Genomic DNA, 14,297 nt, shown 5'->3' with positions numbered 1-14,297 from the left:
ATTACGAATGGTGATGCTGGCCATATGATTGCACCTTGCCTCTCATCTTCGATTGCAATGATAGCAATGCAATCAAATATCGCAAGATTTCAGATGACGTTCCAGGCGATGTAGACCAGCGTCAAGGCAATGACCCAAAGCGCGAGCCTGCCGGACCACGAATAGCGCGCCTCCGCTTTACCGATAGCTCGCGCCGTTTCGGCGTCGAAACGCAAACCGCTTTCCGCCATCACATCGATTTCGCGCGACAAGCGCTCAAACCGCGTCGCCATTTCGGGCATCTGACGCGCTAGCGAAACCAATGAAACCAAACCTTCGCGCGCATCGGCAAGCATGCCGCGCGGACCAAGATTGCCGGCAATCCAGTCGCCGACCACCGGCTCGGAGGTCTTCCACATATTGAAGGCCGGATCGAGAGTGCGCGCGACGCCTTCAACAACCACCATGGTTTTTTGCAGCAAAATCAGTTCGGGCCGCGTTTCCATGTCGAACAGTTCGGTCACCTCGAACAGAAGCGTCAGAAGCTTGGCCATGGAAATGGTTTCGGCAGGCTGGCCATGAATGGGTTCTCCGATGGCACGGATAGCCTGAGCAAAGGCGGCGACGTCGTGTTTGTGCGGCACATAGCCCGCTTCGAAGTGAACTTGCGCAACACGCAGATAGTCACGCGTAATAAATCCGAACAGGATTTCAGCAAGGAACCGCCGCTCCTTCTTGCCGAGCCGTCCGGCAATCCCCAGATCGACGGCCACAATCGTCCCGTCGGCCTCGACAAACAAATTGCCCGGATGCATATCCGCATGAAAGAAACCGTCGCGCAGCGTATGACGCAGAAACGACTGGATCAGGTTTGCGGCAATCGCCTTGAGGTCGTGACCAGCCTCTTGCATAGCGGCCACATCGTTCATCTTGATGCCGTCGACCCACTCCATGGTGAGCACGTCCCTGCCGGTGCGCTCCCAATCCACGGATGGCACGCGAAAGCCCGGATCTTCCTTGATGTTCTCACCGATTTCGGAAAGTGCAGCCCCTTCGAGGCGCAAATCCATCTCGATCCGGGTTGTCTGGGCAAGTGTCTGGGTCACTTCGACCGGCCGCAGCCGTCGAGATGAAGGAATGTATTTTTCTTGCAGCCGCGCCGCCAGAAAATAACTCTCCAGATCGTGCTGGAACCGGCGGCGCACGCCTGGGCGTATCACCTTGACGGCCACTTGCCGCGACACGCCATCGCGCATGATCTCGGCTGAATGAACCTGTGCAATTGACGCCGCCGCGACAGCATCGCCAAATTTGGCGTAAAGGTCGTCTACCCGCCGCCCCAGCGAAGCCTCGATAGCACCCACGGCTTCAGCCTGCGGAAAAGTCTGCATCTTGTCTTGCAGGAGTGCCAGATCGACCGCAATGTCATTGCCGACAACATCGGGCCGCGTCGCCAAGAACTGGCCAAGCTTCACATAAGACGGTCCAAGTCTTGCGACTGCCCTTGCCAGCCGGTCACTGCGCCCCTGACGAAGCGCGCGGCGGCGAGCAAGCAGGCGCGCAAAGCGCCAGCCAAATTTCGGCAAACCGGAAAGCTGATCGCCCGGAATGGCCGCCACCACGCCTTCGCGCACCAGCACCCACCCGGCCCGCACCAACCGGAAGGCAGCGCCGACAGTGCTCATGAAATCGATTCCGTCAAAGCTTCCAGCCCGAGTGAATTGCTGCGATGCCGCCGGAATAGTTGCGGAATGTGACGCGGTCAAACCCCGCTTTTGAAATCATCTCCGCGAAATTCGCCTGATCCGGGAATTTGCGGATCGACTCGACCAGATAGGAATAAGGTTCACCGTCTCCCGTGACCATCTTTCCTATCTTCGGAATGGCGTTGAACGACCATGCTTCATAGACCTTATCAAGCACTGGCATATCGACATCCGAGAATTCCAGGCAAAGAAACCGGCCGCCGGGCTTCAATACGCGAAATGCCTCGGCCAATGCCACGTCGATACGCGGAACGTTTCGAATGCCGAACGCAATCGTATAGGCATCGAACGTAGCCTCGGCAAAGGGAAGCTCTTCCGCATTCGCCTCGACGAACTCGGTATTCGCGGAAATTTTCTTCTTTTCGGCACGATCACGCCCGACACCAAGCATCGACCCATTAATGTCCAGAACCGTCGCATGGGCATTGCCGTGGCTTGCCTCGACAATGCGAAAGGCAATATCGCCAGTGCCGCCGGCGACATCCAGAACTGTCCATCCCTGACGTCTTGGCGGGTTGAGCCATGCCACCATGGCATCTTTCCACAGCCGATGCATACCAGCCGACATCAAATCGTTCATCACGTCGTAGCGCTTGGCTACCTTGTGGAAAACATCGTTGACGAGCGGCTGCTTGTCGCCAACGCCTACCTCGTTGAAACCGTAGGATGTTTCCATTCCACCTGAGGCGGTGGTTCTTTCAACTGACATGTTCTGATCCGCCATAAATCCGGCGCGACCATAGCCGATCAGGATACGAGGCGCTATTGTTTAAGGCGCGGTGTTCAGCCGCGCTTCTGCGACGCAGGCAACAGGAAGAACTCATGCCCTTGAAAGCGGAACTGCACTGCCACATTGAAGGGGCGGCTTCTCCCGAGCTTGTCACCCGGCAAGCCGAAAAATATGGCAAGGACGTCACGCCCTTCATCCGCGATGGATCTTTTGTCTGGAACGACTTCACCAGCTTCCTTGCCGCCTATGATTTCTCCGCCGACCTGTTTCGCACAGAAGATGACTACGCATTGCTTGCCGACCATTATCTGACAAGCCTCGCACGCGACGGCGCGATTTACTCGGAAGTGTTCACATCTCCCGACCATGCCCAACGCGCCGGGCTTTCGCCCACAGCATATACCGACGCATTGGGAGAGGGAATTTCGCGCGCCAAGGCAAAAACGGGCATTGAAGGCCGCATGATTGTAACAGGCGTGCGCCATACCAGCATTGAGGCAATCGAAAAGGCCGCACGCTTTGCCGCCAAATGCGATCACCCTCTGGTGAGTGGATTTGGCGTGGCCGGAGACGAGCGCATCGGTGATATGGAAGACTATGTGCGCGCCTTCGAGATCGCCCGCGAAGCCGGTCTTGGCATCACAATCCACGCTGGCGAACTGACGGGGTGGGAAAGTGTCGAAGCAGCCCTCGACCACATTCGCCCGTCTCGCATCGGGCATGGTGTGCGCGCCATCGAAAACCCGGATCTTGTCTCGCCGTATTGTCGAAGAAGGCATTGTGCTGGAATGCTGTCCCGGTTCCAACATCGCCCTCAACGTCTTCCCGGATTTTGCCAGCCACCCTCTGCTTTTACTGAAACAGGCTGGGTGCAAGATAACCCTCAATTCCGATGACCCGCCATATTTCTGGACGTCCCTCAAGAAGGAATACGATATCGCGGCCAAACACTTCGAGATGGACGAAAAAGCGCTTACCGACATCACCCGCACAGCTATCGAAGCTGCCTTTGTCGACAGAAAAACGAAATCTGCACTCATCGACCGGCTCAATAACGCAACTGGTCGTTGATTGTCTCGGCAAAAACTGTGATTGGCTTTCCGTCAGCGGTTTCTCGCGTAGACGCCGCCAGATAGTATCATTGCGCCAAATAATATCATTGCCCCACATAATTTCATTGCCAAAGCCGAGGAGAATTTCATGAAGGGTGTCACCGTCGTCGACCATCCCCTTGTCCAGCACAAGCTGACTATTATGCGAAACAAGCAGACCTCGACCGCAGGATTTCGGCGGCTATTGCGCGAAATATCGCTGCTGCTGGGCTATGAGGTGACGCGCCATCTCGAACTCACAACGACCCGGATTGAAACGCCGATCGAGGAAATGGACGCACCGATCCTTGAAGGCAAAAAGCTGGTCTTCGCCTCGGTTCTTCGCGCCGGAAACGGTCTCCTGGAAGGCTTGCTCGATCTGGTTCCTGCTGCGCGCGTTGCCCATATCGGCCTCTATCGGGATCATGAAACACTGGAAGCGGTCGAGTATTTTTTTAAGGCACCCAGTGATCTGGCAGACCGCTTGGTAATCGTCGTCGACCCAATGCTGGCAACGGCAAACTCGGCAATTGCCGCCATCGAAAAATTGAAAGAACGCGGCGCGACCAACATCCGTTTTCTCTGCCTTCTGGCTGCTCCCGAAGGCATTGAACGCTTCACAAAGGCGCATCCTGACGTGCCTGTCTACACAGCCTCGATCGACCGGCAATTGAATGAAAAGGGCTATATTCTTCCCGGTCTCGGCGATGCCGGCGACCGCTTATATGGGACAAAATAACGCCGGCGTTTAACGGCGCGTTTACACAAATCCAAGGTTTCCGGCTGCCTGCCGAGCACATCGCAGGTCGTTTAAGGCACTCGATACCACCCTTGGTATAGCCTGCACTCACTTACAGGGGCAGGCCTATGATACGCAAACTACTCATGCTCGGCACCTTCGTTGGAACAACAGCGGCGCTACCGGTTATCTACCAGTCAAATCAGCAGGCAGTTGACGCCATGCTCAAATCCGCCGTCCAAAGCACCCGCGAAGACCGGGTTTTGACGCCTGAGATCAATATCGTCGATGTGTCGCAGGCTCAATCCAAGGCCACACGGTCGGGTCGCAAGGTCATCGTCACGCAAGATGCTTTCGGTCATTTCACGGCACCATTCAAATTCAACGGGCGAAAAGTCGATGCCCTGATTGATACCGGCGCCACTCTCGTTGCCATCAATACATCGACGGCACGAAAGATCGGAATTTCCCTGAACATGTCGGACTACAAGCACGAGGTTCACACAGCCAATGGGTCGCTGAAAGGGGCATTTGCCACCATCAAAAGCCTGCAAATCGGCAAGATAAACCTCGATAACGTCAAGACCATCGTGCTTGACGACAAGGCGCTGCGAACCAATTTGATCGGCATGAGCTTCCTGAGCAGGCTTGCTGCCTACAAGGCTGAAAGCGGCACGATGCTGCTTGAGCAATAGACGCTCAGTGATGTGCCGCCTTCAACTCCTTGAGTTCATATAATTCAGCTATGAGGCACAATGCGGCGCAAAATGGCCTTGCCATGCGCCGGGCGCGAAGAGCCGATCTCATAGGCTGCAAGAACCGAGTTGGCGCCAGCCTCCGCCTCGCTGTCTGTCCGGGCATGGACGAATGCCAAGACATCGCCGGCGTGAACCTCTGAGCCGGTCGGCAGCATCCCGGTAATGCCCACAGCATGATCTACCGGGTCATCGGCGCGAATACGCCCGCCGCCCAGCTTGACCACGGCAAGCCCGATATCGCGTGTCGCCACACCGGTGACGAAGCCGTTACGTGTGGCTTTGATGGGCAACTGAATTGCGGCCTTTGGCAGATATTGTTCGGATTTCTCGACAAAATCGGTTGGACCACCGAGTGCGGCCACCATTTGCCCGAACACGCTTGCAGCACGCCCGCCTTCAAGCGCTTCACCGGCAAGGCGCAGCGCATCCTTGTTTGAAGGTGCAACACCCGCCAGATGCAACATTTCGCCAGCCAGCGCCAGGGTCACATCTTCAAGTCGTTTGTCACGATGGCGACCAGTCAGAAAATCAACGGCGTTGCGAACCTCGACCGCGTTGCCCGCCGCCGACGCCAGTGGTTCATTCATACTGGTAACGAGCGCCGAGGCCCTGAGACCCGCCCCATTGGCAACCTCGACAAGATTGTTCGCCAGCGTGGTCGCATCGCGCGATTTCTCCATGAAGCGCCGTTGCCAACCTTCACATCGAGCACCAGTGAGCCTAATCCCGCAGCCAGTTTCTTCGACAGGATCGAGGCCGTAATCAGCGCAATGGACTCGACCGTTGCGGTCACATCGCGAATACCATAGAGGCGACGATCGGCCGGAGCGAGGTCTGAAGTCTGCCCGATTATGGCCGCTCCCGTCTTGAGGACCGCATGACGAAACAGCGCAAGATCCGGCTGCGTCGTGTAACCGGGGATGGCATCCATCTTGTCCAGCGTGCCGCCGGTGTGGCCAAGGCCGCGCCCTGAAATCATCGGCACGTAAGCTCCGCAAGCCGCAACGATTGGTGCAAGCATCAGGGAGACGTTGTCGCCGACGCCGCCCGTCGAGTGCTTGTCTGTCACCGGGCCCGGCAAATCGGACCAATCCAGCACTTGCCCTGAATCGCGCATGGCAAGCGTCAGCGCCACCGCCTCGTCGCGGGCCATGCCATTGAAGAAAATCGCCATGGCAAAAGCGGCTACCTGCCCGTCCGGGATACTGCCATCGCTTATGCCTTTCACAAACGCGGCAACCTCCTCGCCAGACAGTTTGTGACCATCGCGTTTCCTGCGGATAATTTCCTGCGGGAGCATCAGCAACACTCCCCTTGTTGACAGAGCCTGTTCACACAACCGCCCGATGCTCTAGCCATCAAACATTCCGTCCTGAAAGGCCCTCTTCAGAATTTTGGCCAAACGCGCGCCGCCAAGAGGCGCCATATCCTTGGTTTCGCGATGCGACAGTTCGGTCCCGGTCATACCGGCAGCGAGATTGGTAATAACCGAGCAGGCCGCAACGCGCAGCCCGTAAAAGCGCGCAAGGATAACCTCTGGCACCGTCGACATGCCGACCGCGTTGGCACCAAGCAGGCGCGCCATACGGATTTCCGCAGGTGTTTCAAAAGATGGCCCGGAGAACCACATATAGACGCCCTTGTGCAAAGGTGTCTCGCTTGCCGTTGCCGCCTCCTCCAGCGCCGCGCGCATATCGGCATCGTAAGCCTCGCTCAAACCGACAAACCGCCGGTCGCTGGCCTCGCCAATCAATGGGTTCGAGCCGGAGAAATTGATGTGGTCGGTGACCAGCATGACCGAGCCGGGCACCATGTCGGGATCGAGCGACCCCGCTGCGTTTGTCAAGATAAGCCTGGTCACGCCAATGCCTGCGAGTGTCTCGATGATTGGCCGCATCGCAGCCGCGTCGCCATGCTCATAATAATGCGCTCGCCCCGCCAACATGGCGACAGGCTTGCCGCCATATGACCCCGCCACCAGTTTCCCCGCATGGCCGCTCACGCCGCTTTGCGGAAACCCCGGCAGATCGGAATACGGAATATCAATCGGATTCTCGATCTCATTGATAAGATCACCCAGGCCGGAACCGAGGATCAGCGCGGTCGACGGCATCAAGCCGCCAAGGCGCTCGGTGAGGCAATCCATCGCCTCCTTCATTTCAGCGTATCGCCACGAAAACCATAGGGCAGCATATCGCCCATGGTTACGGTATCAGCCACACCGCTTTCGTCACAAAGATAGAGCTTTGTCTCCGGTTGGCAGAATTCCGCCAGACGCTGGCGACACCCGCCGCAAGGCGAGCATTTCGCCATACGCTCGGCAATTACTGCGATCTCGACAATCTTGCCACCGCCCCCCATGATGTAGTGTCCAAGGGCCGTGGTTTCAGCACACCAGCCCTCGGGAAAAGACGCCACTTCGATATTGGCACCGGCAAAAACCCGGCCATCTTCAGTGCGGATCGCAGCACCCACCGGAAATTTGGAATAAGGCGCATAGGCTTTTTTCATCGCAGCCCGCGCAGCCTCAAACAGGTCATGCGACATTCATGTTCCTTCCCATGACCATTTTCGAAAACCCGACGCCATACTTCAAGATCATGCTCAACGCTCTTTCACATATGGCACACCCCCGGCACGCGGCGGGATCGCCTTGCCGATGAAACCTGCCAAAAGGACGACGGTGAGAATATAGGGCAACGCCTGCATGAATTGCACCGGCACCTTGCCAATGATCGGCAATGGCGTGCCTTGCAGACGGATCGAAAGCGCATCGAGAAAGCCGAACAACAGGCAGGCGAACATGGCGTTGACCGGCTTCCATTTGGCAAAGATCAGTGCCGCAAGCGCGATGTAACCCTTGCCCGCAGTCATGTCTTTGACGAAGCCGCCATTTTGCGCCATCGACAAATAGGCTCCCGCCACGCCAGTCAGCACGCCGGTGCAGATCAATGCGCGGTAGCGCAGCCAGGTGACGGAAATACCCGCAGTATCGACAGCGGCCGGATTTTCACCAACGGCCCTGAGGCGCAGACCAAAGCGGGTGCGAAACAATATCCACCACGTGATCGGAACCATGGCGAAAGCGATGTAGGCAAGCAGCGAATGTCCCGACAGCAGTTCGGAATAAAGCGGACCAACGATCGGGATATCCCTCGCCGCATTGGCTCCCGGCAGGGTGATCGGCGAAAAGCGTTCGCCAGGACTGAGAGCCGGCGTGCGCCCGCCCTGGTGAAACCATGCCTGGCCCAGAATGACGGTAGACCCAGCCGCAATGAAATTGATCGCCACGCCGGAAACAATCTGATTGCCGCGATGCGTGATCGAGGCGAACCCGTGGATCATCGCAAAGGAAACGGAAATCAGGATCGCCATGCCAAGGCCGATCAGCGCGGACTGGAAAACGGCGGCTGCGGCAGCACCGGCAAAAGCACCGACCAGCATCTTGCCTTCAAGGCCGATATCGAAAATACCGGCTCGCTCCGAATAGAGACCCGCAAGGCAAGCCAGCAACAGAGGAACAGACAATCGCACTGTCGAATCGAGCGTCTGAATGATGGCAATGAAGATATCCATCTCAGGCACCCTTTCCTTTTGCTTGCGACAAGCCTACCGATTTTGGACTGAATGAGGCAAACAGCGCCTGGATGGACGGTCGGAACATGTGCTCCAGCGCCCCCGCGAACAGGATGACCAATCCCTGGATGATGACGATCATGTCGCGGCTGATTGCAGGCATTTCGAAAGCGAGTTCGGCACCACCTTGGTAAAGCACCCCGAAAAGAATGGCCGCCAATACGATGCCAACCGGATGCGAGCGCCCCATCAGCGCCACGGCGATGCCAACGAAACCTGCGCCACTGACGAAATCAATCGCCACATTATGCTGGTCTCCCATGGTCGGGTTGAGTGCCATCATTCCCGCCAAAGCACCAGAAATCATCATGGTAATCAGGATGATGCGCGTTTCGGAAATACCGGCATAGCGCGCCGCCCGGGGGCTGTGACCATAGGTGCGCATTTCATAACCCAGCTTGGTGCGCCAGATCAGAACCCAGACGAGGTAGGCCATAAGCAAGGCCAGAAGAAACGAAATATTGAACGGCGCAGAGCGGATTTTGGCGCCGAACAGTTCAATCACCCAGTTCAGCTTGGGCAATTGCGCGCCTTCAAGAAACAGGCGTGTCTGCGGTGCCATCGAACCCGCTGGCTTGAGCATTCCCACCAGCATGTAGACCATGATCGAGGCTGCAATGAAGTTGAACATGATGGTGGTTATGACGATGTGCGACCCGCGTCTGGCTTGCAGATAGGCTGGGATCAACGCCCACAAGGCACCAACCGCAGCAGCAGCGACGATGGCGAGCGGGAAGGTCAGCCACCAGGGCAAGATACTGTCGAATGTCAGGCACACCACCGCAACGCCAAGACCGGCAATATAAGCCTGCCCTTCCGTGCCGATATTGAACAGGCCGCAATGCACGGCAACCGCGACTGATAGTCCGGTAAAGATGAAGGTGGTGGCATAGTAGAGCGTAAAGGCGATGCCTTGGCCTCGCCCGAATGCGCCTTCGACCAGTATGGCGGCGGCGCGCAACGGATTTTCACCAACCAGCATCACGACAACGCCGGCAACGGCAAAAGCCACAAACAAATTGACCAGTGGGATCAGCCCGTAATCGGCCCAGGCTGGAAGTTTCGCGTAAGGGCTGCTCACTCGGCTGCCTCCTGATGTTCGACACCGGCCATCAAGAGGCCAAGTTCACCTTCACTCGCTTGCGCGTCCCGTTCACCCACGATACGCCCGTCGAACATCACCAGAATGCGATCGGCGAGCGAACGGATTTCGTCGAGTTCAACGGAAATGAGCAATACGGCCTTGCCCTGATCGCGCATGTCAATCAGCCGCTTGTGAATGAATTCGATGGCTCCGACATCGACACCGCGAGTCGGTTGCCCGACAACCAGGACGCCGGGGTCTTGCTCCATTTCCCGCGCCAACACGATTTTTTGCTGATTTCCACCGGAAAAATTGGCGGTCTTCAAACGTGGATTGCCCGGTCGAATGTCGTATTTTTCGATCTTGTCATTCGCATCCGCAATTATGGCGTCAATGTCGAGAAACGGTCCCTTCAAATATCGCTCGCCATCATGATAGCCGAGAATGGAGTTCTCGTTTTCCTCAAATGCCAACACAAGCCCGACATGATGCCGGTCCTCCGGCACATGAGCCAAGCCTCGATCGCGCAATTCACCCGGATCAGCAGCACCGGTCATATCGATCGGTTTGCCGTCGAGTGTGACCTTGCCCGAGACAGCACGCCTGATACCACAAATCGCCTCGATAAGTTCAGACTGGCCGTTGCCCGCAACGCCTGCAATTCCAACAATTTCGCCAGCACGCACATCAAAGGATACATCATCGACCATAGTGACCCCACGCTGGTCTTTCACCGTCAGGCCGTTCACCGATAGCTTCACCTCGCCCGGATTTGCCGCACCCTTGTCAACGGTGAGAAGAACACGCCGCCCAACCATGAGTTCGGCAAGTTCCTCAACCGTGGTCTTGCTTGTCTCACGCGTTGCAACCATCGTTCCCTGTCGCATCACCGAGACATTGTCGGTAATTGCCATGATTTCGCGCAGCTTGTGCGTGATCAGCACAATCGTTTTGCCCTGTTCTTTCAATTGCATAAGAATGCGGAACAAATGATCTGCCTCGGCAGGCGTCAGCACACCTGTCGGTTCATCGAGAATGAGAATTTCGGCACCGCGATAAAGCGCCTTCAGGATTTCAACGCGCTGTTGGATGCCGACAGGCAATTCCTCGACGATCGCATCGGGATCGACCTCAAGGCCATATTCACGTTCCAGCCTTTCAAGCTCCGAACGCGCCTTTGCAATACTCTTTTTCAACAGCGCATCGCCTTCCGCACCAAGGATGACGTTTTCCAGAACCGTGAAATTGTCGACCAGCATGAAATGCTGGTGAACCATGCCGATGCCGACCGCAATGGCGTCGTTCGACGTCTTTATGGCTGTCGGTTTGCCCTCAACCTTGATCTCGCCGCTGTCGGCTTGATAAAATCCATAGAGGATCGACATGAGCGTCGACTTGCCCGCACCATTTTCCCCGACAATGCCGTGGATGGTCCCCCGCTCGATCTCGAGATTGATGTCGCGGTTTGCACGAACCGCCCCGAAGCTCTTGTTGATACCGATCAACTCGATCGCGGCTTGCCTCATCCGGCGGTTCCCAGCTTGATTTTTATTGTTTGGTAAAAATTTCTAGCACGCCGTCTTTTCCCTGCCAATCGGGTCAACGCACATCCACTCTCGACAAATCGGCGCCATATTGTCAATTTCGATGTGGCGAAAGTGATCACATCTGTCTGACCTTTGTGCGATGGCATCTGATACGCAAAGCTGCCGGCAGGAAAAGGACTATTCGATGATCGCCCCTGATGAACGCGTGACAACACTTGAAATCCGCTGCACCGAACAGGAAAAAACCATTGACGAGCTTTCCGGGCAGATAGCCGAACAATGGAAAGTGATCGAACATCTGCAACGCAAACTTGGTGCGCTAACCGAACGCTTCCTGGCTCTGGAAGAACAATCGGCTGCCGACATTCCAGTTACCAAACCACCTCATTGGTAAGTGGCCGCATCGCCGCAAAACCATCCAAATTGAGGGTTTGGCAATGTCGAAATGCAAAACCGCCGGGCTCAAGCCCGGCGGTTTCAGTGTCTCATTCAGTAATAATCAGTACGGACAAGCATTGTCCGATGAATAGTCATGCACCTCGATAGTGCCAGCAATGATATCTGCCTTGGCCTTTTCAACAGCCGCCTTCATGTCAGCCGTCACAAGATCCTTGTTGTTGTCATCCATGGCATAGTCGACACCGCCCTCTTTGAGACCGAGGTCGTTGATACCGGCCGTGAACTTGTCATCCTTGGCATCCATGAAGGCGTTGTAGACCGCAACGTCTACACGCTTGAGCATGGAGGTGAGAACCTTGCCTGGCTGTAGGCCATTCTGGTTGGAATCAACGCCAATGCCCAGCTTGCCTGCGTCGGCAGCAGCCTGAAGTACGCCCACGCCGGTGCCGCCGGCTGCGGCATAAATCACATCAGCACCCTGATCGATCTGCGTTTTGGCGATTTCGCCACCCTTGGCCGGATCATTCCAGGCGGCAGGTGTGTCGCCAGTCATGTTTTCGATGACTTCCGTCGCGCCAGCCGCTTTGGCCCCGCCAACATAACCACAACCAAACTTGCGGATCAGCGGAATATCCATGCCTCCGACAAACCCGACCTTCTTCGTCTTGGAAGCGAGTGCGGCCATCACCCCAACAAGGTACGACCCTTCCTGCTCCTTGAAAACGATTGAACGAACATTCGGCTTGTCGACGACCATGTCGATGATAGCGAAATTCAGGTCCGGATACTCGGTTGCAACCTTGTCGAGCGCATCTGACCAGGAAAAACCTGCCATGACGATGGGGTTGCGGCCATCTTCTGCAAAGCGTCGAAGTGCCTGCTCGCGTTGCGATGCGTTGGAGACTTCAAACTCCACATAAGGAATGCCGGTTTCGGTCTTGAATTTTTCTGCACCGTTATAAGATGCCTCGTTGAACGACTTGTCGAACTTTCCACCAAGATCATAGAGTAGCGCTGGTTGAATATCCGCGGCGAATGCCGGGAAAACCATTACCGTTGCGGCCAGAAGGCCGAGGACAATACGTTTCATGTGGTCCACACCCTGTCGGTTGTTTTTCGTTTTGCGCCGCATGTCGGCAGCTTTTGCAACCATCAAACAGCACCAGGCAGGGGCGTTTTGCCTCCCGCTTGATGCAATCTTGCACGGCCCGAAACAAAATTCATCTGGAATTTTGACCCGTTGGAAAAATACGGCACCAAAAGATCGCACCGGGTTCGTTTGTTCCGCAATAGCCTTCAGGCGGTCACAGACGCCGGAATCTGGCAGGAAACGCCCGTGCCCTGCAATCCACAGTAGCCATTGGGGTTCTTAGCAAGATATTGCTGATGCTCTTCTTCTGCGAAGTAGAACTCCGGTGCCGACGCGATCTCCGTGCTTATCTTGCCGCGGCCCGCACCACGCAGAGACCCCTCATAGGCGTCGCGAGAAGTGACCGCAGCCTGATATTGAGCATCGCCATAAGTATAGATCGCCGAGCGATAGGTCGTACCGACATCATTACCCTGACGCATACCCTGCGTCGGATCATGACTTTCCCAAAACAATTTGAGCAATTGTTCAAAGGTCACGATTTTCGGATCGAATACCACCAGAACCACCTCGGCATGCCCGGTCAGACCGGTGCATGTCTCCTGGTAGGTCGGGTTGGGTGTCAGACCACCAGCATAACCCGAGGCTGTCACCCACACGCCCTCGACTTGCCAGAACAGACGCTCCGCACCCCAGAAACAACCTAGTCCGAACAGTGCGGTTTCATAACCTTCCGGATAAGGGCCTTTCAGCGGGTGTTTCAAGACAGCATGTTTCGAGGCAGTCGGGATAGCTTTGGCGCGTCCCGGAAGCGCGTCCGCCGGTTTCGGCAGGGTGACCTTCTTGTTCAGCATGTCACTTAGAAAAAACATTGGCCGTCTTCCTTTCTTGTGCCTTGGCACAAAATCATCGACTCGCAGCAAAATCCTTGAAACGCCGCTCTCGCCTGTAGCCGATCGCATAGAATAAAAGCGCGAGCCCCGCGAAGACCGCAAAGCCGGGCAGCCCAAGCAACCAGTTTGCTACCGTATCCCACAACAGGGGCTGGATATTGTCGCGCACGAAACTCTCGCTCACGCTCAACGTATCGGGCGAAACAGCGTTCCAGCTTGTTTTCAACGGCGTCAAGACGAGTTGCGAAGCTGCAACCGTGCGCGTTGCATCAAGCACCGCCATGATGACGGAGATGGCGAGCAAAACCATAGCGGTGAAGCGAAAAAACAGGCGAAACATCCGAGCCTTTCCCATTGTGGTTTCGAATATACAGATATGGTGGACGACACGATTGCGCAATCATGCCGCCATGAAATCGAAAACGGCTTTCATGGACCCCGCCTGATCCACCTGAACGCGTTGGAAGATAACACAAGCGTAGGGTCAGGACTCATTAATCTGGTTGGACTGGTATGAGCAAATTTGTTCGGATACGAGGAGAAAGCCCGCAGGAAACCATCCGGTTTTCAACGTCTTGCGACGCT

General features: G+C 56.1%; 13 protein-coding genes and 2 pseudogenes. 4 read left to right on the top strand and 11 right to left on the bottom strand.

The window, feature by feature from the left end; translation table 11 throughout:
- Positions 1-89: 89 nt before the first annotated feature.
- Together ubiB and ubiE are read right to left on the bottom strand one after the other, a co-directional pair.
- Positions 90-1,664 carry a 2-polyprenylphenol 6-hydroxylase gene (ubiB, locus tag AC0L7S_RS11520; RefSeq protein WP_473471029.1) on the bottom strand — a complete coding sequence of 525 codons (1,575 nt, stop codon included), beginning with the start codon at positions 1,662-1,664 and terminating at the stop codon, positions 90-92.
- Between the two features lie 13 nt (positions 1,665-1,677).
- Positions 1,678-2,454, bottom strand: coding sequence for a bifunctional demethylmenaquinone methyltransferase/2-methoxy-6-polyprenyl-1,4-benzoquinol methylase UbiE (gene ubiE, locus AC0L7S_RS11515; RefSeq protein WP_473471028.1), 777 nt, complete (start codon positions 2,452-2,454; stop codon positions 1,678-1,680).
- Positions 2,455-2,567: 113 nt separating this feature from the next.
- Here ubiE and AC0L7S_RS11510 point away from each other — a divergent pair.
- The 3 genes and pseudogenes from AC0L7S_RS11510 to AC0L7S_RS11500 all read left to right on the top strand — a co-directional run bounded on the left by AC0L7S_RS11510 (position 2,568) and on the right by AC0L7S_RS11500 (position 5,000).
- Positions 2,568-3,546, top strand: a pseudogene (locus AC0L7S_RS11510) (adenosine deaminase).
- A 129-nt stretch (positions 3,547-3,675) separates the two neighbouring features.
- Entirely contained in the window at positions 3,676-4,305 is a 630-nt protein-coding gene (gene upp / locus AC0L7S_RS11505) for a uracil phosphoribosyltransferase (protein ID WP_473471026.1), read from the top strand.
- 128 nt (positions 4,306-4,433) lie between these two features.
- The gene (locus tag AC0L7S_RS11500; RefSeq protein ID WP_473471025.1) at positions 4,434-5,000 is read left to right on the top strand and encodes a TIGR02281 family clan AA aspartic protease; all 567 of its coding nucleotides are present in this window, start codon (positions 4,434-4,436) and stop codon (positions 4,998-5,000) included.
- Between the two features lie 44 nt (positions 5,001-5,044).
- On the opposite strand, the pseudogene deoA reads toward AC0L7S_RS11500, so the two are convergent.
- The 6 genes and pseudogenes from deoA to AC0L7S_RS11470 all read right to left on the bottom strand — a co-directional run bounded on the left by deoA (position 5,045) and on the right by AC0L7S_RS11470 (position 11,309).
- Positions 5,045-6,363 (bottom strand): annotated as a pseudogene (gene deoA / locus AC0L7S_RS11495) (thymidine phosphorylase).
- Between the two features lie 51 nt (positions 6,364-6,414).
- Positions 6,415-7,221 (bottom strand): purine-nucleoside phosphorylase, encoded by an 807-nt coding sequence (locus tag AC0L7S_RS11490; RefSeq protein ID WP_473471024.1) that lies wholly within the window; start codon positions 7,219-7,221, stop codon positions 6,415-6,417.
- Complete coding sequence (gene cdd, locus AC0L7S_RS11485; protein WP_473471023.1) at positions 7,218-7,610, bottom strand: cytidine deaminase; 393 nt, start codon at positions 7,608-7,610, stop codon at positions 7,218-7,220. The genes AC0L7S_RS11490 and cdd overlap by 4 nt, the downstream gene beginning before the upstream one ends.
- A gap of 57 nt (positions 7,611-7,667) precedes the next feature.
- Complete coding sequence (locus AC0L7S_RS11480) at positions 7,668-8,639, bottom strand: ABC transporter permease (protein ID WP_473471022.1); 972 nt, start codon at positions 8,637-8,639, stop codon at positions 7,668-7,670.
- Position 8,640: 1 nt separating this feature from the next.
- Positions 8,641-9,780 carry an ABC transporter permease gene (locus tag AC0L7S_RS11475; RefSeq protein WP_473471020.1) on the bottom strand — a complete coding sequence of 380 codons (1,140 nt, stop codon included), beginning with the start codon at positions 9,778-9,780 and terminating at the stop codon, positions 8,641-8,643.
- Positions 9,777-11,309, bottom strand: coding sequence for an ABC transporter ATP-binding protein (locus AC0L7S_RS11470; RefSeq protein ID WP_473471018.1), 1,533 nt, complete (start codon positions 11,307-11,309; stop codon positions 9,777-9,779). The genes AC0L7S_RS11475 and AC0L7S_RS11470 overlap by 4 nt, the downstream gene beginning before the upstream one ends.
- A 208-nt stretch (positions 11,310-11,517) precedes the next feature.
- On the opposite strand from AC0L7S_RS11470, the gene AC0L7S_RS11465 reads away from it, so the two are divergent.
- Positions 11,518-11,724: a SlyX family protein gene (locus AC0L7S_RS11465; RefSeq protein ID WP_473474271.1), complete on the top strand. Its 207-nt coding sequence runs from the start codon at positions 11,518-11,520 to the stop codon at positions 11,722-11,724.
- 105 nt (positions 11,725-11,829) lie between these two features.
- Here AC0L7S_RS11465 and AC0L7S_RS11460 read toward each other — a convergent pair whose 3' ends face one another.
- The 3 genes from AC0L7S_RS11460 to AC0L7S_RS11450 all read right to left on the bottom strand — a co-directional run bounded on the left by AC0L7S_RS11460 (position 11,830) and on the right by AC0L7S_RS11450 (position 14,052).
- Complete coding sequence (locus AC0L7S_RS11460) at positions 11,830-12,819, bottom strand: BMP family lipoprotein (RefSeq protein ID WP_473471017.1); 990 nt, start codon at positions 12,817-12,819, stop codon at positions 11,830-11,832.
- A gap of 206 nt (positions 12,820-13,025) precedes the next feature.
- Complete coding sequence (gene msrA / locus AC0L7S_RS11455) at positions 13,026-13,691, bottom strand: peptide-methionine (S)-S-oxide reductase MsrA (protein WP_473471016.1); 666 nt, start codon at positions 13,689-13,691, stop codon at positions 13,026-13,028.
- 34 nt (positions 13,692-13,725) lie between these two features.
- Positions 13,726-14,052 (bottom strand): hypothetical protein, encoded by a 327-nt coding sequence (locus tag AC0L7S_RS11450; protein ID WP_473471014.1) that lies wholly within the window; start codon positions 14,050-14,052, stop codon positions 13,726-13,728.
- Positions 14,053-14,297 lie beyond the last annotated feature (245 nt).

Source organism: Mesorhizobium sp. G2-6-1 (genome assembly GCF_055809095.1).
The sequence above is the reverse complement of the archived record's forward strand: the minus strand, read 5'-3'. Positions and strand labels throughout refer to the sequence as shown.

Excerpts from the sequence above, each read along its gene's own strand:
- msrA (WP_473471016.1), bottom strand. The coding sequence starts at position 13,691 with ATGTTTTTTCTAAGTGACATGCTGAACAAGAAGGTCACCCTGCCGAAA.
- ubiB (WP_473471029.1), bottom strand. The coding sequence starts at position 1,664 with ATGAGCACTGTCGGCGCTGCCTTCCGGTTGGTGCGGGCCGGGTGGGTG.
- upp (WP_473471026.1), top strand. The coding sequence starts at position 3,676 with ATGAAGGGTGTCACCGTCGTCGACCATCCCCTTGTCCAGCACAAGCTG.
- AC0L7S_RS11500 (WP_473471025.1), top strand. The coding sequence starts at position 4,434 with ATGATACGCAAACTACTCATGCTCGGCACCTTCGTTGGAACAACAGCG.
- cdd (WP_473471023.1), bottom strand. The coding sequence starts at position 7,610 with ATGTCGCATGACCTGTTTGAGGCTGCGCGGGCTGCGATGAAAAAAGCC.
- AC0L7S_RS11450 (WP_473471014.1), bottom strand. The coding sequence starts at position 14,052 with ATGTTTCGCCTGTTTTTTCGCTTCACCGCTATGGTTTTGCTCGCCATC.
- AC0L7S_RS11460 (WP_473471017.1), bottom strand. The coding sequence starts at position 12,819 with ATGAAACGTATTGTCCTCGGCCTTCTGGCCGCAACGGTAATGGTTTTC.
- AC0L7S_RS11480 (WP_473471022.1), bottom strand. The coding sequence starts at position 8,639 with ATGGATATCTTCATTGCCATCATTCAGACGCTCGATTCGACAGTGCGA.
- ubiE (WP_473471028.1), bottom strand. The coding sequence starts at position 2,454 with ATGTCAGTTGAAAGAACCACCGCCTCAGGTGGAATGGAAACATCCTAC.
- AC0L7S_RS11490 (WP_473471024.1), bottom strand. The coding sequence starts at position 7,221 with ATGAAGGAGGCGATGGATTGCCTCACCGAGCGCCTTGGCGGCTTGATG.
- AC0L7S_RS11470 (WP_473471018.1), bottom strand. The coding sequence starts at position 11,309 with ATGAGGCAAGCCGCGATCGAGTTGATCGGTATCAACAAGAGCTTCGGG.